Annotated in this window: 23 protein-coding genes and 1 pseudogene; 10 read left to right on the top strand and 14 right to left on the bottom strand. The window is 58.1% G+C overall.

Annotated features, from left to right (window positions below; genetic code table 11):
* The first annotated feature begins 2 nt into the window (after positions 1–2).
* The 10 genes and pseudogenes from RBB80_RS10400 (at position 3) to RBB80_RS10355 (ending at position 8782) form a co-directional block, all read left to right on the top strand.
* The gene (locus RBB80_RS10400) at positions 3–821 is read left to right on the top strand and encodes a biotin--[acetyl-CoA-carboxylase] ligase (RefSeq protein ID WP_433968109.1); all 819 of its coding nucleotides are present in this window, start codon (positions 3–5) and stop codon (positions 819–821) included.
* 26 nt (positions 822–847) lie between these two features.
* Positions 848–1668 (top strand): annotated as a pseudogene (locus tag RBB80_RS10395) (type III pantothenate kinase).
* Between the two features lie 57 nt (positions 1669–1725).
* On the top strand, positions 1726–2184 hold the full coding sequence (locus RBB80_RS10390) for a hypothetical protein (protein ID WP_433968108.1): 459 nt from the start codon (positions 1726–1728) through the stop codon (positions 2182–2184).
* A 55-nt stretch (positions 2185–2239) separates the two neighbouring features.
* A complete protein-coding gene (locus RBB80_RS10385; RefSeq protein WP_433968107.1) occupies positions 2240–2440 on the top strand; it encodes a hypothetical protein in 201 nt (66 codons plus the stop codon).
* Entirely contained in the window at positions 2437–3729 is a 1293-nt protein-coding gene (gene rlmD / locus RBB80_RS10380; protein ID WP_433968106.1) for a 23S rRNA (uracil(1939)-C(5))-methyltransferase RlmD, read from the top strand. Before RBB80_RS10385 ends, rlmD begins: the two co-directional genes overlap by 4 nt.
* A 235-nt stretch (positions 3730–3964) precedes the next feature.
* Positions 3965–5242 carry a ComEC/Rec2 family competence protein gene (locus RBB80_RS10375; protein ID WP_433968105.1) on the top strand — a complete coding sequence of 426 codons (1278 nt, stop codon included), beginning with the start codon at positions 3965–3967 and terminating at the stop codon, positions 5240–5242.
* 23 nt (positions 5243–5265) lie between these two features.
* Positions 5266–6606, top strand: coding sequence for a ComEC/Rec2 family competence protein (locus RBB80_RS10370; protein ID WP_433968104.1), 1341 nt, complete (start codon positions 5266–5268; stop codon positions 6604–6606).
* Positions 6607–6632: 26 nt separating this feature from the next.
* Positions 6633–6908: a hypothetical protein gene (locus RBB80_RS10365; protein WP_183791313.1), complete on the top strand. Its 276-nt coding sequence runs from the start codon at positions 6633–6635 to the stop codon at positions 6906–6908.
* 70 nt (positions 6909–6978) lie between these two features.
* Positions 6979–7488 (top strand): GNAT family N-acetyltransferase, encoded by a 510-nt coding sequence (locus RBB80_RS10360; protein WP_433968103.1) that lies wholly within the window; start codon positions 6979–6981, stop codon positions 7486–7488.
* A 103-nt stretch (positions 7489–7591) separates the two neighbouring features.
* Positions 7592–8782: a glycoside hydrolase family 27 protein gene (locus RBB80_RS10355; protein ID WP_433968102.1), complete on the top strand. Its 1191-nt coding sequence runs from the start codon at positions 7592–7594 to the stop codon at positions 8780–8782.
* Positions 8783–8861: 79 nt separating this feature from the next.
* Here the strand turns inward: RBB80_RS10355 and RBB80_RS10350 are convergent, their stop codons facing one another.
* The 14 genes from RBB80_RS10350 to RBB80_RS10285 form a co-directional block, all read right to left on the bottom strand.
* Positions 8862–10280, bottom strand: a complete 1419-nt coding sequence (locus tag RBB80_RS10350; protein ID WP_433968101.1) for an NHL repeat-containing protein — start codon at positions 10278–10280, stop codon at positions 8862–8864.
* Complete coding sequence (locus tag RBB80_RS10345) at positions 10199–10804, bottom strand: hypothetical protein (protein ID WP_433968100.1); 606 nt, start codon at positions 10802–10804, stop codon at positions 10199–10201. The genes RBB80_RS10350 and RBB80_RS10345 overlap by 82 nt, the downstream gene beginning before the upstream one ends.
* A gap of 44 nt (positions 10805–10848) precedes the next feature.
* Entirely contained in the window at positions 10849–12048 is a 1200-nt protein-coding gene (gene xrtJ / locus RBB80_RS10340) for an exosortase J (RefSeq protein ID WP_433969610.1), read from the bottom strand.
* Positions 12036–12506 carry a hypothetical protein gene (locus tag RBB80_RS10335; protein WP_433968099.1) on the bottom strand — a complete coding sequence of 157 codons (471 nt, stop codon included), beginning with the start codon at positions 12504–12506 and terminating at the stop codon, positions 12036–12038. The genes xrtJ and RBB80_RS10335 overlap by 13 nt, the downstream gene beginning before the upstream one ends.
* 61 nt (positions 12507–12567) lie before the next feature.
* Positions 12568–12759, bottom strand: a complete 192-nt coding sequence (locus RBB80_RS10330; protein WP_179636531.1) for a PExPT-CTERM protein — start codon at positions 12757–12759, stop codon at positions 12568–12570.
* Between the two features lie 257 nt (positions 12760–13016).
* The gene (locus RBB80_RS10325) at positions 13017–13841 is read right to left on the bottom strand and encodes an ERAP1-like C-terminal domain-containing protein (protein WP_433968098.1); all 825 of its coding nucleotides are present in this window, start codon (positions 13839–13841) and stop codon (positions 13017–13019) included.
* An 8-nt stretch (positions 13842–13849) separates the two neighbouring features.
* Entirely contained in the window at positions 13850–14080 is a 231-nt protein-coding gene (locus RBB80_RS10320; RefSeq protein ID WP_433968097.1) for a hypothetical protein, read from the bottom strand.
* Positions 14074–15708 (bottom strand): M1 family metallopeptidase, encoded by a 1635-nt coding sequence (locus RBB80_RS10315; RefSeq protein WP_433968096.1) that lies wholly within the window; start codon positions 15706–15708, stop codon positions 14074–14076. Before RBB80_RS10315 ends, RBB80_RS10320 begins: the two co-directional genes overlap by 7 nt.
* A 62-nt stretch (positions 15709–15770) precedes the next feature.
* The gene (locus RBB80_RS10310; protein WP_433968095.1) at positions 15771–16601 is read right to left on the bottom strand and encodes a methyltransferase domain-containing protein; all 831 of its coding nucleotides are present in this window, start codon (positions 16599–16601) and stop codon (positions 15771–15773) included.
* Between the two features lie 244 nt (positions 16602–16845).
* Positions 16846–17895 (bottom strand): glucokinase, encoded by a 1050-nt coding sequence (gene glk / locus RBB80_RS10305; RefSeq protein WP_433968094.1) that lies wholly within the window; start codon positions 17893–17895, stop codon positions 16846–16848.
* A complete protein-coding gene (gene pgl / locus RBB80_RS10300) occupies positions 17896–18693 on the bottom strand; it encodes a 6-phosphogluconolactonase (protein ID WP_433968093.1) in 798 nt (265 codons plus the stop codon). It abuts the gene before it with no gap.
* A 167-nt stretch (positions 18694–18860) separates the two neighbouring features.
* On the bottom strand, positions 18861–20408 hold the full coding sequence (gene zwf, locus RBB80_RS10295; protein ID WP_433968092.1) for a glucose-6-phosphate dehydrogenase: 1548 nt from the start codon (positions 20406–20408) through the stop codon (positions 18861–18863).
* Between the two features lie 136 nt (positions 20409–20544).
* Positions 20545–21171, bottom strand: a complete 627-nt coding sequence (locus RBB80_RS10290; RefSeq protein WP_433968091.1) for an HAD family hydrolase — start codon at positions 21169–21171, stop codon at positions 20545–20547.
* Entirely contained in the window at positions 21168–22103 is a 936-nt protein-coding gene (locus RBB80_RS10285; protein ID WP_433968090.1) for an oxidoreductase, read from the bottom strand. The genes RBB80_RS10290 and RBB80_RS10285 overlap by 4 nt, the downstream gene beginning before the upstream one ends.
* Positions 22104–22279 lie beyond the last annotated feature (176 nt).

Here is a 22279-nt window from a genome sequence, read left to right as displayed (position 1 = left end):
GAGTGGCCGATTCGTTCGATCTAACCTCTGTTGAAGCTGCACTCGTCCGCACTCCTTTCGCAGGCCATTTGCAGCACCTTCCAACGGTCGGTTCCACAAATCTGCTGGCGCTTGAAGCCGCACAAGCAGGCGCATCGCATGGTAGTGTGTGGATAGCGGATGAGCAAACGGCCGGGCGAGGACGTGGCGGCCACGTCTGGCATTCCATACCCGGTGATGGCCTCTACCTCAGCGTGCTTCTGCGCCCGAGGATGGCTCTGATCGACGCACTCTGGCTGTCCCTCGCAACCGGTCTCGCGGCACGAGCGGCCATCGCTGCCGTCAGTGGCCTGCAACCTGACATTCGCTGGCCCAACGATCTTCTGATCCACGAAAAGAAATGTGGCGGCATCCTCGTCGAAACCTCCGCCATCCCTTCCCAGGCGGACGCCCCGACGATGCTGCGGTACGCCGTCATCGGCGTCGGCATCAACGTAAACCACCGCACCTTTCCAGAAGAAATTGACCCCTTCGCCACGTCTCTACGCCGCGAAAGCGGAGATCCGTATCCACGCGAACGCGTACTGATCGAACTCTTAAGCGCTTTCGATCAAGAGATTCATCTTCTCGAAGACGAGCTACGCGGAGCTTCCACTCGCCCCCGGCTGTTAGAGAGATTTGAGGGAGCCTCAAGCTGGGTGCGAGGCAGACGCGTTCGAGTTGACGAGGCCGGCGGCTATACTGGCGTGACGACAGGCCTCGACCCGCGAGGATTTTTGCGTGTCGCAGGAGACGATGGAGAGCTGCATACCGTACTCTCCGGTGGAGTTCGTCCGTTCTAGACGGAACAGGGTGGGAGACTCAAACCATGCTACTGGCAATGGATGTGGGCAATACCAACACGGTTCTCGGGCTCTACCGGTTAGCAAACGAAGCAGCGCCACCGGCAACGGGCCCAGAGTTGGTGGCGAACTGGAGAATCACAACGCCCTCGTCGAAGCAAACCAGCGATGAGTTCGGCATTCTCCTGCGCAATCTTTTCGGCTTGAAGGGACTCGAGATCGGTGTCGTCGACGGCATCGCCATCTCTTCGGTGGTGCCTCCCCTAGACTCGACTCTGCGTCAGGTCTGCGAACTCTACTTTCATGTGAGACCAGTCTTCGTCGAACCCGGAGTGAAGACTGGTATCCCTGTCTTGACTGATAACCCCGCGGAGCTCGGTGCCGACAGGATCGTCAACTGCATCGCGGCCTTCGAGCGTTTCGGAGGACCCTGCATCGTAGTGGATATGGGTACGGCAACGACCTTCGATGTGCTCTCAAAAAAGGAGAGTTCCTTGGTGGCGCCATCGCACCCGGACTTGGCATCTCCGCTGACGCATTATTCTCGCGTGCCGCCCGGCTACCGCGAATCGATATCAAAAAACCCGCGAAGGTCATCGGAACAGGAACTGTCGACAACATCCAGATCGGCCTTTATTACGGCTACATCGGACTCGTCGACGGCATCCTCGAACGCATGATCGCCGAGATGGGACCCGAGACTAAAACCGTTGCCACCGGCGGCCTCGCGAAGCTCATAGCCAGCGGATCGAAGTACATCGGGGCAGTGGACGAGATGCTGACCCTTACCGGTTTGCGCCTGATCTACGAGCGCAATTTCGACCGACACAAAAAGCGTGTGACCTAACCGGAAAGTACGTTTAGGCACAACTTGTCCGCATTGGCTTAAGCTATAGAAGAGCGAATGCAGAACTACTTCAATTACTTTACTGAAATCGAGGAGCGGTTTCAGCAGCGTCGCGGCTCGCTCCTGATGCTGTCGACCCTGGACTGGGCGCTGATCGAGACATGGCGCGAGGCTGGCGTCCCTCTAGAGGCGGTGTTACACGGAATCGACGACGCCTTCGACAAGCATGACGCGAAGGCTCTTCGCGGCACAACAAGAACACGCAAGGTGAACGGCCTGGCGTGGTGCGCACAGAGCGTGATGGAGGCCGTCGAGCAGGCGATGGAAGCCTCTGTCGGTGCCCCTTCCATCGCTGCGGCCCAAGCGGCAGAGACCGGCTTCGAAGCGGAGCGCGTCGGACGTTACCTGGAAGATAATGCTGTCTCTATCGAGTCGGCGAAGCTGTCCCCCCGCCGATTCAACAGCAGCAGAAGTTGCAGGCAGACTTCGAGCACTGGCCGTAGGCCTTCGGGTTGAACCGGCGCATTCTCTCGAAGAGCTCGACCGAACCCTTAGCGTCCTCGAAGAGAAGATGTTTGCAGCTCTAATGACGGCAGCACCGGAGGATGAGTTGGTGGCTCTGCGCGAACAAGCTACTCGCGAACTCGCACCCTACCGAAGCAAGATGAAGGCCGTTCAAATTAAACAGGTGCAGCAGCAGTTTCTCCAGAAGCGATTGCTGGAAGCGCGAAAACTACCTCGACTAAGCCTGTTCTATATGAGCCACGGATGAAGTTACAGATTGAAGGAGCGATCTATGGCGGAGCCGGCCTTGCTCATCAGACCGATGGCGAATCTATCTCTGTACCTTTCGTTCTGCCCGGCGAACTGGTCGAGGTCGATATTCGTCATAAAAGAAAGAACTTTGAGGAAGCTTCGTTACTGCGGGTGTTGAAGGATTCGGAAGACCGTGTCCAGCCAACATGCATACACTTCGGAGAGTGCGGTGGATGTCAGTACCAGCACTCCCAGTATCCCGCACAACTAAAGATGAAGGAATCCATCCTTCAGGAGACACTCGAACACGCTGGGTTGAAGACACTGCCTGTGATCCAGAGCCATACCGCGTCTCCCTGGGCGTACAGAAACCGTGTGCGTTTGCGGCTTGAAGAGGTGGGCTCCACCTTGAGAGCTGGCTACAACCGGCGCGGCACCAATGAGTTTCTTGCGATTCAAGAGTGTCCCATCACCGCGCCGTTGCTGTGGCGCGCGGCCCAGAGCCTCTTGCAAGTAGCGGCCGAGAACCCTGCCAGTCGAAGATGGCTTAGCAATGCCGTAGAGATAGAGTTCTTCACAACAGGCGACGAAAAGAAGTTGCAGATGACCGTGCTGGTCCGGAAGGATCAACCGGGGCTGGCCGCATTGTGCGAGCGTATGAGACGGTTCGTGCCAGAGCTTGTAGGGGCTGGCAGCGCTCTTCTCAAACGCGCTGGCCCACAAAGGCAAATACAGAAGCCGCGTCCCCTGGAAAATTGGGGAACGCGGGGCCTGAGTTATCAAGTAGGAAACGAAGACTATTGGGTGAGCCGCGGCGGTTTCTTCCAGGTCAACCGCTTTCTCATCGATGAACTTATTAGAATTGTCGCAACCAATCGCCAAGGGTTACTAGCGTGGGATCTGTATGCCGGAGTGGGATTGTTTTCTCGAGCACTGACGAACGGATTTCAGCAAGTCGTGGCAGTCGAGGCCGCCGGCGCTGATCTGATCAACTCCTTCAAAGGAGCAGGCAGACGCGCTGTCGAATCCACCACAGTGGAATTCCTGCGGAAGGCAGTCGTGCAACGGGAACGCCCTCAGTTGATCGTCATGGACCCTCCACGGGCGGGCGTTGGGGCAGAGGTTTGCTCGCTCCTGGCGAAAGTTTTGTCTCCCCAGATCGTCTACGTCTCCTGCGATCCTGTGACTCTGGCTCGCGACCTTAAGCTGCTGGTAGACGTGGGCTACAGGCTGGATGAACTTCATCTGGTGGACCTGTTTCCTCAGACGTTTCATCTGGAGACGATCGTGGTTTTGAGCAGATAAACGTGCCTACGTTGTGGTGAAATGGTTGGTAAGTGCGGTCAGCAGGCAGAGCATTGAAGACCGGAAGAACGAGCGAGCCGAACCCTGATCTCTGGCCGAATGCGGTCGCACGCGTTCCCACGCTCGCATTCCGTCGCGCTCCCCTCCTGACAGCGGTCTGCTTGTTCGCGGTGGGCGAAGTGATGGCACGGAATGACGCGCCAACGGTCATGCTGTTCCTTGCCATGTTTCTGTTGTGCGGCCTGACGCTGGCAAGCCTGCGATGGTCCCTGCGGATCGCAATTGTGCCTCTGGCGGCCGTCTGGATGGCGCTTGGCCTCTTCTGCGCAGAGGTGCAGCCCGCACCACCAACGCAACACGCTCTGAAAACGTATGCAGATGGCCTGAGCCGGCAGGTCAGAGGACGCGTCGTACGGGTTCGCGAGCTGGCCCCCAACAGGAAAACTCGGATCAGGATAAGGAAGCAGGTTGGTGGGCTGAGAAAGAGGAGAACGAGGAGGCCGCCGCCATAGGCGCGCTTTCGGTCGATGTTCTAGTCGACGCGGTCGAAGAGGTGACGCCGGACGTTGCATGGATGGCACCCGTCAACGGTGGCGTGCGCATGAATGTCGTTCCCGACAAGCTCGCAAAAAGCGCCTCCGTGACGGGTCTCGCCGTATCTGCCAGTCAGCCTCTTCCAACGCTGAGGTGCGGCGACCTGGTGCAAGCTCCCATGCGCATGAAGGTTGCAGAGTACTATCGCGACCCTAGTGCCTGGCAGTACGCCGACTATCTCCTTGCGCAGGGGATCGGCGCTCATGCCAGCGTGCGCGCCTCGAAGGTCTCCGTCCTCGACCAGGCAAGCTCGGGACTTGCGGCAGCCAAGTCCGATTACGCAGCACAATGGCAGTGCAAGATCTTCACTGCACAAAACTGGGCCTCTGGGCGCGTGCTTGGCTATGTACATTCGAAGGCGAACCGTGGACTTCCAAAGATCCTTCGGCTCAGCCCGGACGATGCCGGCATGCTCAACGCGATGTTGTTTGGCGACCGCGCCGGTTTGAATAAGACCCAGCGAGTGGGCTTTGAACGAACAGGCTCATTTCATCTCTTTGTCGTCTCCGGAATGCACGTCGGCTTGCTTGCGGGCCTTGTCTTTTGGCTGGCGCGCCGGCTCAAATTGAGCGACCTGCTCGCGACACTGTTCACCATTGCTTTGACCTTTGGCTACGCGCTATTGACCGGCTTTGGCGCTCCGGTACAGCGAGCTCTCTTTATGACTACTGTCTTTCTCCTGGCTCGTCTGCTGACCCGCGACCGCAACGTACTCAATGCCTTGGGCGCGGCAGCGATGGCTGTACTAGTGTTGTCTCCAAACGCCTTGTTCGAAGCCAGCTTTCAGATGACCTTTCTCGCGATCGTCGCGATCGGCGGCATCGCAATTCCGCTAGGGGAGCGCAGTTTCCTCCCCTACGCCAGAGCTGCGGATCACCTGTGGGATAAGTGGGTCGATGCTGGCCTCCCCCTCGGGTAGCGCAGTTTCGGCTGATGCTGCGAATGGGTAGCGAGGCAATTGCGAACCTGCTGGGCCAGTGGTCCAGAAGACTCTTACCGTTGGCTATCCGTTGGTTCCTTTGGGCGTTGGAGCTGTCGCTGATTGGCGTAGTCGCTGAGATGGTGATGGTCTTACCGATGGCAGTCTACTTCCATCGCGCAACAATGTTCGCCGTCCCCACCAACATGTTGAGCGTGCCGCTCGTGGCCATTCTCGCTCCAACCGCGGTCGTTACCTTTTGCGCCTCCCTCGTCAGCCCATGGTTCGCGTTGCTGCCGGGAGCGATGACGGCTTTACTGCTCCACGGAGTCAGGGGAGTAATCGGCCGCGTCAGCGCCCTTCATGCAGCCGATCTGCGCGTCCCCGCTCCAGCGTGGTGGATCGCTATCCTGGCAGTCGTTGCATGGGCCTTCTGTTGCTGGGCCGTGCGACGATCCCGTAACTGGGCGTGGGCTGCGGTCGTCACGCTGCCACTCGTGGCCCTAATCGTACTGTGGCCGGAGCACTCGATCGTCTCACCAGGCATGATGGAGGTTACGGCGATCGATGTCGGTCAGGGCGATTCTATCTTCATCGTGGCGCCGGACGGGGCGACGATGCTGATCGATGCCGGCGGCCCCGTTGGCGGAGTCACCGAGGCCGCCGAGGCAACAAACCGTTTCGACGTTGGCGAAGAGGTCGTCTCGCCGTATCTCTGGTCGCGCAGATTTCGTCGGCTCGATGTCCTCGCCTTGAGCCACGCCCACAGCGACCACATGGGCGGCATGCCCGCAATCCTTCGCAACTTCCGCCCCCGCGAACTATGGGTCAGCATCGATCCCAACTCGGATGCGTACCGCTCGCTGCTCGACGAAGCAAAAGATCTTGGAGTCACTGTGCGGCATTTTTACGCGGGCACCCAGCTTGCCTGGGGAGGAACGCAGATAACGATGCTCGCCCCCGAGGCCGGTTACGCCAACCCTCGAGAGCCCATCAACAACGATTCGCTCGTGATGCGGATGCAATACGGCAACGCTTCTGTGTTGTTGGAAGGCGATGCCGAAGCCCCGAGTGAACGCGAGATGCTCGCACATCAGAGAATCGCACCCGTCACGCTCTTGAAGGTCGGCCATCACGGCAGCCGCACCTCGACGACCCAGGAGTTCCTCGATGCCGCCGCTCCAAAAGACGCGGTTGTGTCAGTCGGCAAGGGGAATACATTTGGTCACCCCCGCTACGAAGTGATCGAACGAATCTCGGAGGCTCGGACTAAGCTGTATCGAACGGATGAGTTTGGCTTGACCACATTCCTGCTCGGAAGGGATGGAAAAATCCGTGAGCTTGTCGATGCGTCTAATCCATGAGTAGCTGACTTGATCGGGAGGTTTCGATGGAGTTGAATGGGCCAAATGCTGAAGCTGTCGTGATCAGTGCAGAAGAGCGGGCAGAAGAGCAGAAGCTGATCCGCAGAATGCAGATGATGATGAACATGGTGATGCAGGTCATCGCACAGGACGGGTCGCTGACGGTGGACGAGGCAGCCCAGATGATCGCGGACAGCAGAAAGGCTGCCTTAGCCATGTTCCCCGGCAAGGAATTAGCCTACGACCTTATTTGGCGTCCTCGTTTCCAGCGCCTCATGCGCGAACGTTTTCGAATTATGTAGCTTCAGTTGTCCTGCGCTCCAGCGCCACATCAAAACTCCATTTCGCCGCTCCTGTTAAGCTGGAAAGACGATGGAGATCCGGCTGGCAACACAACTTGATCTGCCAGCGCTGACGAGCCTCGTCCGGCGGGTCGTTCCCCTGATGCGCGCGACAGGAAATCTGCAGTGGGACGAGACCTACCCAAACGACGCTGTCTTTCAGCGCGACATCGACCTGAACCAGCTCTGGATCGCCGAAATGAACGGTAGCATCGCCGGCGTCGCTGCAATCACGATGGATCAAGAGCCTGACTATACCCAGGTGGGTTGGGACATTACTGAACCCGCAATCGTAGTGCACCGACTTGCGGTCGATCCCGCATTTCGTGGCCAGGGAGCGGCTGGCGCGCTCATGCGAAAAGCTGAAGAGATCGCAGTCGAACGCGGCATCACCGCCCTCCGCGTCGACACCAACACCCAGAACGAAGCGACGCAGCGGCTCTTTCCGAAGCTTGGCTACGTGCTGGCCGGAGAGATCACCCTCGAGTTCAGGCCAGGACTGCGTTTTCTCTGCTACGAAAAACGGCTATCCCCCACCTGATTCTCTCGTGACACCGACCCACGCGATTGCTTCCATACTAAGGTTAGAATTTCGTGGAGCTCGCAAAAGGTATCGCGCAGGTTCCGAAGAGGAGTGCATTTAAATGGGTCGAACTCGTTTCGTTGTGAAGATGTGTTTGGTGATGTTGGCGGTCGTCATGATACCGGCCTTTGGACGGGCTCTCGACAACGGCCTCGCAAAGACCCCGCCGATGGGATGGAACAGCTGGAACAAGTTTGGCTGCCAAGGTCTCAATGAAAAAGTCGTACGCGAGACCGCGGACACTATGGTGAGCAGCGGCATGAAGGATGCCGGCTATCAGTTCGTCATTCTCGACGATTGCTGGCAGACCGGCCGCGATACCTCGGGCAATATCGTCGCCGACGCAGAGCGCTTCCCCTCGGGCATCGAAGCGCTGGCCGACTACGTTCACTCGAAGGGCTTGAAGTTCGGCATCTACACCGACGTCGGCACAATGACCTGCGCCAAGCGTCCCGGTAGCATCGGGCACGAGTACCAGGACGCAAAACAGTACGCGAACTGGGGCGTCGACTATCTCAAAGAAGACTGGTGCAACACCCTCCCCGGACAGAACAGCGAGTCCTCCTACACCCTCATGCGCAACGCGCTAGCCGACTCCGGGCGTCCGATCGTCTTCAGCATCTGCGAGTGGGGATCGACCAAACCATGGCTGTGGGCGGGATCGATCGGAAATCTGTGGCGTGCCACCGGCGACATTCAAGACTGCTGGGACTGCAAGAAAGACTGGGGCGGCAACGGCGTGACACAGATCATTGACCAGATGAATGGATTGGAGACCTACGCCGGCCCCGGCCATTGGAATGATCCCGATATGCTCGAGGTCGGCAACGGCGGCATGACGAAGGAGGAGTACCGCGCGCACTTCAGCATGTGGGCGATGTTCTCCGCGCCTCTGCTAGCGGGAAATGACATCTCCAACATGACTCCCGACACCAAAGAGATTTTGCTGAATAAGGAAGTTATTGCAATCGATCAAGACCCTCTCGGACACCAGGCACGCAGAGTAAAGAAGACCGGCGATCTCGAGATCTGGTCGAAGCAGCTACAGGATGGCGGCCGCGCCGTCGTGCTTCTCAACCGCAGCCCCGCAGCTGCAAAGATAGCCGTCGCATGGACCGACATCGGCTATCCCGACACCCTCTCTGCCTCGGTACGGAATCTGTGGAACGCGAACGATCTTGGCAAACAGAGCGGAGGCTACTCCGCCGACGTACCCAGCCATGGCGTGGTGATGCTGACGATCAAACCATAGCTTTGAACCAAAGCAAAAGAGGCTATCGCTTGTATCGTCGCAAGCGATAGCCTCAACTTTTCGCAATCAAACTGCGGCGCTAAGGGGTCTGAGGCGGTCCCAGAACAGGAGTCTTCACTGGCGTCGCCAGTCCAACGATCTCAGTAAGTGTGCCGTTGTTGAAGTCCGTGACCCAGAGATTCCCGCTGGCATCAACCACGACCGCATAGGCCTCCGTGAATCCGGCGTCGGACGCATAGCCTGCAGTCGGAGACAAAATCGCTCCGGGCGAAGCTGCAGCCGAACCTGCCAGCTCCGTAATCGTGTGACTATGCAGGTTTGCGACCCATACATGACCCGATCCGTCGATCGCGATCCCTTGCGGAGCAAGGATGCTGGCCTTGTTATCGCTATAGCCGCTCGAGACCACGGTTCCATCATTCGCGAGTTCAGTAATGCTGTTACCTATCTGATTCGCAACCCATACATAGCCGCGTTGATCGACCGCAATGCCGTCCGGGCCGCCGACACTCGGGAAACTGGCAATCTGACTCCCATCAGCGGAGACTTTGCTGACAGTATCGTTGCCAAAATTCGCCACCCACCCGTAGTGATTGGAATCGAGTGCAACCGCAAGCGGAAAGCTGAACTGCAGCGACTCATATCCGTTTGTACCCGAGAGCGGTTGACCACTGCTCGAGAGCAGGGTGACTCGCGAGTTGCCATAGTCGGGTATCCACACGGTCCCGTTTTCATCAATCGCGATCGCCGTCGGATAGCTGATACCACCTGCACTGTATCCCGTAGCGCCTGAGAGTACCTGGCCGCTCGAACCAAGCTCAGTCACGCTGCCAAAACCGCCGTTGACCCCAGCGCTTGCTCCATCCGGTACCCAGATGTCCCCCTGCGGGTCCACGGCGAGCGCATCCGAGTGGCTCAAACCACCACCAGTGATGCCGCTCGGAAACAGAGGAGTGCCCGTCGTCGAAAACTCAGTCACGATGCCCGAGTAGGTCGAAACCCAAACATTGCCGGCAGCGTCCACACCCAGTCCGGACGGCGATTTACTATCAGTCGGCGCCCCATCGCCGATACCCCCGCCATGGTAGCTGATGTACAGCGTCCAGTCCGCCGGCGCGGCGGGCGGCACCGGAGTAAAGGGTGCACCGCTGGCGGGCAGCTGCGCAAATAGTGTGGCAACGTTACTCCCTGGATTGCGAACCAGGTTCAGAACCGCATCCAGCGTATTGTTCGGAGCCGTTACTCCATTCGGCGTAGTCGCAGAGAAGAGCGCGCCGCACCCCGAGGCTGTGGCGGTACAGTTGTTTAGCAGATCAGCAACTGCGTTGATCTTCGCAGCCGGAGAGACACCTGTCGTCGGAAAGGTCGCCCCCAGCGAAGCTCCGGTTGTAAGGTTCGCGAGATTCGCAACCGTGGCTACAGCATTGGCCAGTCCCTGGGCGTTGGTCGAACTCGCTCCAAGATTTCCCCCGTGCCAAAGAACTGAGCAAGTCCCCACGCAGTAGCCGCAGTCGTCACCTCGTTGACTGTGAACTTGGATCCGGCAACTATCTGGTTGCAGGCGCCAGGTGCGCTTCCGAGGGTAATGGCCGGATTCGCGGCAGCGCCCCCGACCTGCCCACCGCGAACGAGAACATAGATCTCCGATGCGGCAAGAGGACATGCGTAACCCGCGGGCACAGTGAACGCTCCCGCGGCATCGGTGGTGAGTGGACTCGTAAGCATCGCCGTCGAAGCCGAGCCGCTCCCGGTGGCTCCAGCCGCGTAGAGTTGGATGGCCGCTCCTACAATCGGTTGAGAACCCGCCATCGCTTTTCCTGAAAAACTCACGCCGGGATTGGTGACTACTGGCGGTGGAGGTGGAGTCACAGGAGGTGGGGTGACCGGAGGCGGAGCGACCGGCGGTGGAGTGACAGGCGGAGGTGTGGGAGCGGTCGGGGTCGAACCGCCGCCGCATCCCGCAAGCGAGCAAGCCAGAACCCCGGCCATCGCCACACTGAAAAGTCCCTGAAAGTTGCGCAAAAGTAATCTCACTGGAGGGCCAAGAATATCAAAGGTGGATTCTATTACTGTCGGTAAGGCTTCGTCAGTCCGTCCAGATCCACCGAGCCGAGGAAAGAGCGAAGATCGGTCGTCAACTGCTGGCGTGCCACCTCCACCGGAAGCGTTGTGTCTATCGTCTCCACCTTCAACAGAATCGGGATCGGCCGCTGTGTCTGCTGGGATAGCAGAGACTGAGAGGTCGGCTTGCTGTAAACAAATCCGAAGTGAGTTCGGTCGCTCGAATATTCTCCGCACGAACCACTATTGCAGATCGTGGTCGCCTCAAGATATTGGGTCGCGCCGTCGGTGAAAAAGGAGCCCGAAAAACCAACCGCGCCTTTCGCGGTGGGCATCGAAAGCTGGTCTCGCCAGATTGGATCCTCCCCGCGCGCAGAGTGGCAAATTAGCGTATCGTGAGACCCCATCACCGGCGAAACCCCGATCGACACGTGAGCCCCGCCATCCGTCGGAGCGTACTCCGCCCAGTGATAGATCAGAGGACCCGTAAATAAATTCTCGTTCCAGGCGCGCGCCAGAGTGTAGCTCCCGATACGCTCGGGGAACTGTCCGGGCGCTTTCTCATCAGCCCTCCTCTGAGCGGCCGCGCTACCACTGTGCGTGCTTACATAGGCGCGCGCGACGCCAACACAGCTCCACAACACCAGCGCAAGCATTCCGAAAAAACGAAGGTAGAAGGAGCGTCCTGTAACTGCGCCTTCCGAGTGAAGCAAAGTCAGCGCCGGGGGCTTGATCTGGCCGGGCGATTCGCTCAAACGACGCACCACATAGAACAACAGGAAGGTCCCCAGAAGAAAGAGGCACGCGCCGATGACGTAATCCCCCATCTCGGCTTTGCTCCGCAGAGAAGGAATCCGCAACGCGACCAGATAATACAGAACCAGAATGCAAAGGCGAGCGAAGTTGAAGACGTAACCCAGAAGGACCGCACCTGCCACCACCGCAGCATGGGCATACCAGCGAAAGCGATAGACATAGCCGGCAATAAGCGCAATGAACCCCATCGTGACGGCGCCCCGAATTCCATTGCACCCCGGAGCGATGAACATACCAAACTCTGGAGTGAACATCAGCCGCAGTTGATCCGGGCTCAGCGGCTGACCCAACGCAATCGCGAAAGCGCGAGCGACGTGTGCCGAGGCGCGCTGCAACGGCAAATCGACAAACACGTTGAAGATGTGAGGAATCGGATTTACAAACCACAGAAGGATGAGCGGAAACAGTGATGCCCGGAACAGGCGTGTCCCCCAAACAGCAGAACCACCCCGGCACCATACGCGAAGGCAACAAGCGAGTGCGGCGGCACGTAAACCGACCACTTAGGTGAAAAAACAAACACCAAAACCGCCTGGTCCCGAATATGCACGGCCGCGGCCGTGACGACCAGGACAACCAATCCCCACCAACTGCCCTCCATCTCCCATCCAAGTGAGCGCCACGCCCGCAGGACGAGCACAAAGCTGACCAGCGGGATGAACATCCCGATCGACTTAAGAGCGTCCGTAGTCCAAAGGTTCCAAAGAGCACCCACGGTCGAAAAAATGGTGGACAGACCGAGCACCGCGACAATCGCCGCGAGTCCTGCAGCCCGGGATAGGGCCAGCCCCTCCGCTCCAGCCGATCGGAGTGGGCTGACTTCAGCGGTAGCAGGTAAAGTTGGCATTCAGGTCTTTGATCCAGGCAGCGCACCAGGGGAGTATTAGGTGGCAGATCCCAGTGGCGCGTTACTTGGAAGAGTTACGACGAGCCTTGATGCGAGCACGTACCGAAACGAAAAATGCACCCGCGGAGCCAACGACAGCAAGAATCGCCGTCGGATTTTCCGGAGAGTTCACGCAACCGTCTTGAGCGTAGAGCGGGAGGGCGACGGAAGAGAGGAGGGCGATGCCGGCTAGTAAGAGACAGGTTTTCTTCATTGGTGTCCTCAATTGGGAAGGTACCGTTACGAAAGTTGAAAGTCAACGCAGAATGACTTCCAATTCATAACACTTTTGGGTACCCTGATCACTTTTACCGTCAGTCTACAAAATCTCACAGACGGCATCTCGACTTCAACGCCGTCTTGCCGCAAACAGACGCTCCAAAGGACTTGCCGCTTGTTTCTCCACCACCTGCATCGAAACTGCTATGTCCCAACTCTGCCTGGACTTAAGTTGTACAGACCGCGCCTTCGTCATTTTGACTGAAGCTGAAGCCAGGCATGCAGCTTCGACTCCTGAAGAGACTGCAATTTAATGCAGTCATTGATACTATCAACAGCCTTTGCGAGGGTCCGTTCGGTTGCCGGAACCTTGTGGGTAGCAAAGAAACCGGTCACTTCGTCCCTTTGTCTGACCGTGCAAAACGCCCCGGTGGCTCCCACCACCTCAGCCCCCGACGACACGGTGAACTGGGCACTCACCTTCTCCCAGTTCTGCCGCATATACTCCCAGGCCTGATCGCGGACCGCCCGATCCCGTAGCAGCTCCGCCAGCATGGTCCAGCTATCCTGATTTCGAACCTCTCCCGAAGCAATCAGGTCGAGCGTACGTCTTACCAGCGCAGGATCGCGGAATCGCGCCAGCAGCCGCAGCGCATCGGTCTGTTGTTCCGGATCGCTGAAGTTCCTGCTCACCGCAAGCACTTTGTCGTATAGCCCCGCATCGCCATTGGCGGCGCTTACCTGCACTGCCGCGTCCGCCAGCGTCGGATCCAGAGTCTTATCCTTCTCGTTGTCCACTGCGAAGACCCGCGCGGTCAGCAGCTGCGCCTCAGCCAGAACAGAGGTGTCGTGAGCCTCCCCCAGCAGTTCAAACAGCGTCCCGCGAAGCTGCTGCCGATCGAACGACTCCTTCTTCATCGGGCTCCCGAGCTTCGAATACACCGGGCCGAACTGCCGCCGCACCACTGCGGCCAGTTCGGCGCGATCCTGGTCACTCGCAATATCCGAATCGATCTTCTCGATCGCGTGATGCGCCGTATCCAACACAGCCGCACTGGAGTCATCCTTCAAGGTCATTACCAGATTTAAAAATCCCCCACATCTCCCTGCCCCGACTGCACTAACGCCCAGCGATCGCCCAGCAGCCCGATCCGCTCCGGCGGCATCATTGAACTCTCTGCCTTCGCATCAATCGCGCTGAACTGCGCCGCAGTGTAAACCGTCCGGTAGTACCCCTTCGCCGCAGCATTGCTATAGAAGAACGGCAACCCGGCATCCACCGGCAGCGGAAGGCTGGAGTCACCCGACGTCAGCACCCGGCAGATCGGCCGGTCAGTCGTCTTGAGACACACCGGCACCGTCCATTCCTGCACTCGTCCGTCCACCGGCGGATTCGTCTCCCCATCTGACAGAAAAACCTGCTCTGCATCACCGGAACACCCCCTGCCTGCCTCTCAGAAAACGTCAGCAGCGGCACACCAGGTTGCGTCACAAAGCTCGACATGATCTTATCCACCGGCAGGTGCGCATTCGCGGTCTGCGCACTCCAGAAATCCTCTGCCGTCGCGTTCGCGTACAGATGCGCCTGCAGATAGTTATGCACTCCTTGCCGGAAGACCTCCTTGCCCAGGTAGTTCTCAACCATGCCGATCACCGCTCCGGCCTTGCCGTACGCGATCTCGTCGAACATTTCGTTGATCTCATCCGGAGTATTCGCCGTTGCGCGTATCGTCCGCGTAGTCCTCTGAGCATCGAGATTCAGCGTCTCGTTCAGCCCTTGCGCGTCGTCCTGGTCGAAGTTCCACTCCGGGTGCCACACCGCTACCGGCTTGGTCTCCATCCATGTCGCGAAACCTTCGTTCAGCCACAGATTGTCCCACCACTGCATCGTCACCATATCGCCAAACCACTGGTGCGCCATCTCATGCGCCACCACCGCCGCAACCCGCTTCTTCGCGGGAATATCCCCAGTCTTCGCGTTCACCAGCAAGTCCGTTTCGCGATAGGTAATGCAGCCAAAGTTCTCCATCGCGCCCGCTTCAAAGTCCGGCAACGCGACCATATCCAGCTTCGGCATCGGATACTTAATCCCGAAATAAGTGTCGTAATAATGCAGAACGTACCTCGCCGACTCCAGCGCAAACCGCGTCAGTTCCACCTTGTCCGGCGTCGAGCAGACACGAATCGGCACTCCATCCGACTTACCTTCCGTGCATTTGAAGTCGCCCACTAAAAACGCAACCAGATAAGTCGACATCTTCGGCGTCGTCGCAAATCGAATCGTGTGTTTCCCCGCAACCGGCCCTGCTTTATCCGAGATCATGTTCGAGTTCGAGATCGCCGTATCGCCCCTATCGACGACCACCGCAATGTCATACGTAGCCTTCAACGCAGGCTCATCGAAGCCTGGGAACGCGCGCCGCGCATCGGTAGGCTCAAACTGCGTCACGGCATAGTTGCGCGCTTCAGTCTTCGAAAGATAAAACCCACGCAGCTTATCGTTCAACACCCCCGAATAGCGGATCGCCAGCGTGACCCTGCCCGCAGGCAGCTCTTCGGCAAAGCTAAACGTAGCCTGCTCCTTCTCGCCGTCGAGCGTCACCGTCGCGATCTGCGGATGCCGATCCGCCTCGATCGGATTCAAGGGCTTAGGCTGCGATCCCAGCTTGCCATACGAGTACGCAGCCACAGGCAGAACATAGGCCTTCACCTCTCCAAACCTAAGCTCCGCCGCATTCAGCGTGATTCGCTTGCTGGGAACATCCAGCACAACATCGATCGTCTCTTCGCCACCGAAGGTCGCCGACTTCAAATCCGGCGTAACCGTCAACCCATAGTGCTCGGGGTGTACCTCGACGGGTAGCCGCTGTGCCTGCGCTCCAACGGTTGTGAGAAGAAAGAGCGCGAAGGCAGAAAGGATAGAAGCAGAGTCACGAACGAACATCAAAGAAGGCCTCGAAACGAAGAAAGGTATTTTCTAAAAGGGAGCAACGTCGTGGAATCCGTTTACTTAACACGTCCCACGCAAAGCCGCGCCGGACGGTGCTCCGTAATGGAGACAGCCTCCGCGGCAACCTCTGCAGCAGCGCACAGCCTTCGCCAGTCCTCCACGACGAAGCTGCGCCGGATCGACACCGGCCCATCGTTCTTCACGAACGGGTGCCAGTTCGCAAACCGCGCCCACAACCGAAACAGGTGATACGGCACCGGCTTACGATGAAGATCGTCGATAAACCATCCCCGCCGCGCCGTCTGCTCCATCCAACGCAAAAACAGCACGATCTGCGCGTTCGTCAGGTGGTGTGTCAGCAGAGAGCAGATGACGACGTCGATCGGTCCCTGGGTGTGATCGGCCAACGCATCCCCCACCAGCCACTCTATCCGCTGGCTCGACGGAGTCGCCTCCCGCGCGGCTCGAATCGCATCCGGATTCAGATCGATGCCCGTCAACGTTACGCCAACTCCACGCCTGGCTGCCCATCGATCGATCATCCGCAGCGTATCTCCATAGCCGCAGCCAACATCCACCACGCGCAGCGGAGCCGCTGAAACAGGACGTGCAGCCACCAGCCCCTCCAGCCAGCCAAGCGTAGGCCGCTGAGCAAGCGTGAGCCGGTTGACGCGGGCAATATCATGCAGGCACGCGCGAAGCTCCTCATAGGAACACGGCAGATCCATCAACTCGATCAGATTGGCGCGCTGTGAAAAGTCCAGCCCGTCCGCCACCGCCGGCGAAGGAAATGCTGCTAGCGGACCTACTGCAATGTCTTCGGAAGAAAGTGCATCGAGAATTTCTTGCGACGAGATTTCGGGGGAGATGATAGAAGTGGTGGGCAAGAGGGTCTTCGATCAGTATAACGGCTTGAGAGAAAACGGCTTCTGGGAAACCTGCCAGATAAAAAGAAGTCGAAGCGCCCGAATACCTGCAGGATCACGCCCTCTCCTCTGACTCGATCTTCCTAGCAAAGGAAGCATATTCCAGAAATTTCATCCCCACAGCCTTCTGTCAACCCCCGAAGGCGATAGATCGTACTTAATCACGCAGGCGCGGATGCCCTGTTAAATTGCCTACGGAAATTGACTAGGAAGAAGCCTTGACCGAAGCAGCGCGTTCCGAATAACCGGAATTCTCTGACGCGCGAGCCTCAGCGTACGCCGCGGCCCCCAGCAGGGCGCACGTATCATCCAGGATCACCCGAACAGGTACCGATTCGACTAGCGGCGACAATCGCCCCTTGTCGATGAAGGCCTGGGTGAAGGTGCCGTTCTTCAACGTCTTCAAAATCTTCGGAGCGATACCCCCGCCGAGGTACATCCCGCCCGTCGCAAGCACCTGCAGAGCAATATTGCCCGCCTCCGCCCCATAAGCTCCAGCGAAGATCTTCATGGTCTCAAAGCAAAGCGAACTCGAACCATCCTCGGCGCACTGGCCAATCACCGCGTTCGGATCCTCCGTCTGCATTCGGTCATGCAGCCACCCCGGCTCTGCAATCTTCTCCACGTCACGCAGAAAAGCATAGATGTTCTTGATGCCGAGACCAGAGACCACCCGTTCCCAGCTCACCCGCCCCTTCAACGTATCGCGCAAATACTCCAGCAGCGCGATCTCGCGATTACTCCGCGCCGCAAAGTCGGCATGTCCGCCCTCGGACGCAATCGGGCGGTGCTTCTGACCATCCCAGATCAGCAGCGCCTGGCCGAGCCCCGTACCCGCAGCCATCAGGCCGGCATGTCCGGTAGCCTCAGGGTCACCCTCATGCAGCGTAAAAATGCTCTCCGGCGCAAGCTCGGGGATGCCATAACCGTTCGCCTCGAGGTCATTGATCAGAGAGATATGAGGAATCGAGAGAGACTTCACCAGGTCCCGAGTATCCAGCGTCCACGGCAGGTTCGTCAGCTTCAGGCGCCCATCGCGAACCGGCCCCGGACACCCGAAACAAGCCCCAAAAATATCCCCTCCCTGCGTTGCATTGGTCCCGTCTCCAGCAAGAAACTTGTGAACGACATCGTCCAGGCTCGCGAACTCATGCGCCGGGAACTTCTGGTCGCGGATCGGGTGCAAACGCCCATTGGCGAAGTCGTACAGTGCAAGGTGAACTTTTGTTCCACCAACGTCCCCAGCGAGAATCATCTATTTGAGCTCCAAAGTTCCGGTCGAATCGGAATTCGCCGGTGCAGGCAGCTTAGACGCTGCAGCCGAGTCGAGCAAGAGGGTCAATTGTCCGCTGGCCGGTCGAATCAACTGCGAGGGATAGGTCTCCGGCTGGTAGGCTCCCAGAAAAACGTCATGCAGAACTTGCGCCTTCCCCGCGCCCTCGATCAAAAACGCCACCTCCCGGCCCTGGTTGATAACAGGCCAAGTCAAGGTGATGCGCCACGTATCCTTCTGTGGAACGTGGTTTGGAACCACGATATGGCTCATCTCGTTCAATGCCTCCGTATGGGGAAACAGCGAAGCCGTATGCCCGTCATCACCCATACCCAGCAGCACCAGGTCGAACGTAGGAGTCTCCGCACCCTCAAGCTTGAACGTATTTCGAATCGTCGACTCATACCGCGCCGCAGCAACATCCGGCGGAAGCTCGCCCTCCATCCGGTGAACCCGCCCCGCCGGCAACGGAACCTTCGAGAGCAGAGCCTCCTTGGTCATGCGGTAGTTCGACTCCGCATTGTCAGGCGGCACGCAACGCTCATCAACCCAGTAGAGATCGAGCTTGTCCCACGGAACCTGCATAAGAAAGGGCTCCGCCGGATCCGCCAGCAGACCGAACATCGTTTTCGGGGTCGTGCCGCCCGAGATGGCGATGCGAGCCAGCCCACGCGACGCGGCGGCCTTCCCCGCGGCTTCTGTGAAAAGCTGCGCAGCGGCCCGGGCCGTGGCTGCCGGTGTTGGCGATACGCGATACGTAACCGAAACTGGACGGGGCATAGGACTCTCGCAGCGATGAAATGGAAGTACGGACTACCCTGAAACGGATGGACTCCGGGATAAGTTTCAAACGCTCTGGAGTCCAGCCGAATACTTGATGCATAACATAACCAGTGAATCCGGCACGCTGAGGAGACCTGCTGAACAGCGTGCCGTACGACTCTTCCTTACAGCTGCTCCCACTTCCGGCCATCCTTCGCCAGAAGCTCATCCGCGCAGTCCGGCCCCTCAGAGCCCGCTGCATAGTTGGGGAAGTGCTTGCCTTCAACCTTGGCCCACGCCTCCAGGATCGGCGTAAACAGCGCCCAGGTCGCCTCGACGCCATCGCGGTGCGCGAACAACGTCGCGTCGCCCAGCATCGCATCCAACAATAACCGCTCGTAGCCGTTGGCTGAGGACTTGCCGAACGCATCCGCATAGCTGAACGCCATGTTCACCTGCGCAAGATTGGTGGTCGGCCCAGGAACCTTCGCGCCAAACTGAAGCGAAATCCCCTCATCCGGCTGAATGCGCATCTTGATGATGTTCGGAGCAATATTGTCTTCGCTGCTGTTGGACTTGAAGAGGTGCAGCGGTGGTTGCTTGAAGACGATTGTCACCTCTGTCACGCGTTTTTCCAGTCGCTTCCCGGCGCGCAGGTAAAACGGAACGCCGGCCCATCGCCAGTTTTCAATCCCCAGCCGAATCGCCGCAAACGTCTCCGTGCTCGAAGCCGGCGACACACGATCCTCCTGCCGATACCCGACAACGTCCTTGCCATCTACCTTGCCCGGACCATACTGTCCACGCACGGTATTGTTCACTGGAATACCCTCAATCGCACGCCAGACCTTCAGCTTCTCCGTACGAACCGCCTCAGCCTCAAACGAGTCTGGCGGTTCCATCGCCACAAAAGAAAGAACCTCCATCACATGGTTCTGCAGCACATCGCGAACGGCGCCCGCCTTTTCATAGAACGGCCCACGCCCTTCAATCCCAATCGATTCAGCCGCCGTAATCTCGACGTGGTCGATGAAGTTGCGATTCCAGACAGGTTCGAAGATCCCATTGCCAAAGCGAAAGACAAGAATATTCTGAACCGTCTCCTTACCGAGATAGTGATCGATGCGGAAGATCTGATCTTCGGCCAGCACGTCGTTGATCTCATCGTTCAGCTTGCGCGCCGACTCCAAATCAGTACCAAACGGCTTCTCGATGATCACCCTTACCCAGTGCTTATCCGCAGCCTCAGGCCTCGCCATGCCATGCTTACCCAACCGCCGCGTGATGTCCGCAAAGAACTCTGGCGCGACCGCAAGGTAGAACAGGCGATTGCCCTTGGTGTTGAATTTGCCATCAAGCTCAGCCAGATGCGCCTTCAACTTATCGAAGCCCGCATCGTCATCAAACTCCGTCGCGAAGTAAGAGACGCGGTCCATAAACGGCTTCAGCTTCGGATCATTCTCCTCTACCCCGCCGCCCTTCATAATTCCGTCCTTCATATCAGGTCCAAACGTCGCACTCAGATCGCGCCGCGCCACGCCGACCACCGCGAAATCTTTCGGCAAAAGACCCGACTGGTCAAGGTGATAAAGCGCCGGCAGAAGCTTCCGCTTCGTGAGATCGCCCGAGGCGCCGAAGATAACAACAATGCAGGGCTCTGGAATGCGCTCGCCCTTTTTGGTGGCATCCACCGCCGCCGCTGATACGCCAATTGGTAATGTGCTCGTACTCATAATCTGCTCCTTACAAACCTTCCATGCTGTGCCGACCGATAAAATTCGCCAGGCAGATGAAATTTAAGGTCCATGCGAGGAGTCAATGCTCCCTCACACGTCCAGCAAAACTACGACATTCTGAAATCTTCCTTCCTTATGCGGCCCGTAAGCCAAGTTGTGCGAGCTCATCTCTGAGCTGAGCGGGTGACTCAAAACAAATCGTCTGCATGCCAAGAGCTTCCGCGGCATCGCAATTTTCCACCTTGTCATCGATAAACAACGCGGTCTCCGCAAGATGGCCCGAGATCTCGATCGCCGCGCGATAGATGCCCGGATGCGGCTTCATCTCATGCACGTAGCCCGAGCAGATAAAGTAATCGAAAAACGGTCGCAGCCGAAACGCATTCAGCCGATGCTCGTTCAACTCACGGCTCTCATTGTTAAGCGTGGCCAGCATATATCGTCCGGAGGTAGCGAGCTCCCCAAGAATATCGAAGCTCTCAGGATGAAGAATCTTGCTCTCCGCGCAGACCTGCGGCCAGAGCTCATCAAATGTCAGATTCGGATTCTGGTTCAGAACCGTCACGTTGAAGAAGTGCTCAGCAGTAGACAGTCCCCGCTCCCAGAAGTAGTTCGCTTCTTCATGACGCGACTCGTAGTCGACCAGATCAACATCGAGCCGAGTCAGAACCTCCGTACGCTCGTCTTTGTCCCACCCATTCGTGAGCAGAACCCCGCCGAGGTCCCAGAAGATCGTCTTGATGTACGTGGAAGAACTCACTCACCCTCCGGAAAATCTGCGCCCGCAGTCACCTGCTCCCATGCCGCGATCTCTTTCTGCCAGCTGTCCAGCTTGCCCCTGAATCGTTGCAACGCGCTCGCACCCAGCAGTAGATGCAAGGGAGGATCCTCAGACTCGACGACCTGCATCATAGCCTGCACCGCTTTCAGCGGATCACCTGCCTGCTTGCCGTCATTCTCCACAAAATACTTCCGCATATTCGCGGCCGTCCTGTCGTAGTCAGCAATTCTAGTCTTCGCAATCACGCCAGAACGACCTAGAAAGTCAGTACGAAACGGACCAGGTTCAATCACGGTAACGCGGATACCCAACGGCGCCAGCTCCGCCGCTAAAGCCTCGGACAGCCCTTCAACAGCAAACTTCGTCGCGTTATACATCCCGATGCCCTGCCCGCCAATCAGCCCGCCGATCGACGAAAGATTGAGAATATGTCCGCTGCGCTGCTTGCGCAGATGAGGAAGAAACGCCCGCGTCACCTTCAGCAAACCGAAGACATTAGTCTCGAACATCGGCATAAACTCCGCCTCTGAGACCTCTTCAATCGCGCCCGCGACTCCGTAGCCCGCGTTGTTGACCAGTACATCCACTTGTCCGAACAGCGCAGACGCCTGCGTCACTGCCGAATCCACCTGGCCGGCATCCGTGACATCCAGGGCCAAAGCCTTTGCATTTTGCGGATACCGTTTTTCAAGATCTGAAACCTTGTCCAGCTGGCGAGCGGTCGCAATCACTTTACCGCCAGACTTCAGAACCTCTTCGGCTAGCAGACGGCCAAAACCGGTCGATGCTCCCGTGATAAACCAGACACGTTGAATCGATTCAGTCATCATCTCCAATACTCCAAAGGCTACGTTCGTGTGCTGAATCAAGGGAAGAGGCCGTTCGAGGGTCGCAGCATTTATCGCTGCCAATCATCCCGACGCCGTCCAGGCGGTACATGATGCGCGATTCGCCCGCAACCAATCCACCTCAAGGCACCGCCCTTGGAATCAACCTTCATAGCGTTCAGGCTTAAGATGCTCGGGCGGTGTCACAAGGCGCAAATGAGTCGTAATCAGGCTTGAGTAGACATGGAGTTTATTGCCAG

Origin of the sequence: Tunturiibacter gelidiferens (assembly GCF_051013345.1) — a bacterium.
Lineage (GTDB): Bacteria > Acidobacteriota > Terriglobia > Terriglobales > Acidobacteriaceae > Edaphobacter > Edaphobacter gelidiferens_A.
Note: the sequence above shows the minus strand (reverse complement) of the source record. Positions and strands in the feature narration are given on the sequence as shown.

Coding starts and splice junctions, on each gene's coding strand:
- RBB80_RS10355 (WP_433968102.1), top strand. CDS start 7,592: ATGGGTCGAACTCGTTTCGTTGTGAAGATGTGTTTGGTGATGTTGGCG.
- zwf (WP_433968092.1), bottom strand. CDS start 20,408: ATGAGTACGAGCACATTACCAATTGGCGTATCAGCGGCGGCGGTGGAT.
- RBB80_RS10330 (WP_179636531.1), bottom strand. CDS start 12,759: ATGAAGAAAACCTGTCTCTTACTAGCCGGCATCGCCCTCCTCTCTTCC.
- rlmD (WP_433968106.1), top strand. CDS start 2,437: ATGAAGTTACAGATTGAAGGAGCGATCTATGGCGGAGCCGGCCTTGCT.
- RBB80_RS10370 (WP_433968104.1), top strand. CDS start 5,266: ATGGGTAGCGAGGCAATTGCGAACCTGCTGGGCCAGTGGTCCAGAAGA.
- RBB80_RS10315 (WP_433968096.1), bottom strand. CDS start 15,708: ATGTTCGTTCGTGACTCTGCTTCTATCCTTTCTGCCTTCGCGCTCTTT.
- RBB80_RS10365 (WP_183791313.1), top strand. CDS start 6,633: ATGGAGTTGAATGGGCCAAATGCTGAAGCTGTCGTGATCAGTGCAGAA.
- glk (WP_433968094.1), bottom strand. CDS start 17,895: ATGATTCTCGCTGGGGACGTTGGTGGAACAAAAGTTCACCTTGCACTG.
- RBB80_RS10325 (WP_433968098.1), bottom strand. CDS start 13,841: ATGACCTTGAAGGATGACTCCAGTGCGGCTGTGTTGGATACGGCGCAT.
- RBB80_RS10390 (WP_433968108.1), top strand. CDS start 1,726: ATGCAGAACTACTTCAATTACTTTACTGAAATCGAGGAGCGGTTTCAG.
- RBB80_RS10360 (WP_433968103.1), top strand. CDS start 6,979: ATGGAGATCCGGCTGGCAACACAACTTGATCTGCCAGCGCTGACGAGC.
- RBB80_RS10335 (WP_433968099.1), bottom strand. CDS start 12,506: ATGCCAACTTTACCTGCTACCGCTGAAGTCAGCCCACTCCGATCGGCT.
- pgl (WP_433968093.1), bottom strand. CDS start 18,693: ATGCCCCGTCCAGTTTCGGTTACGTATCGCGTATCGCCAACACCGGCA.
- RBB80_RS10385 (WP_433968107.1), top strand. CDS start 2,240: ATGTTTGCAGCTCTAATGACGGCAGCACCGGAGGATGAGTTGGTGGCT.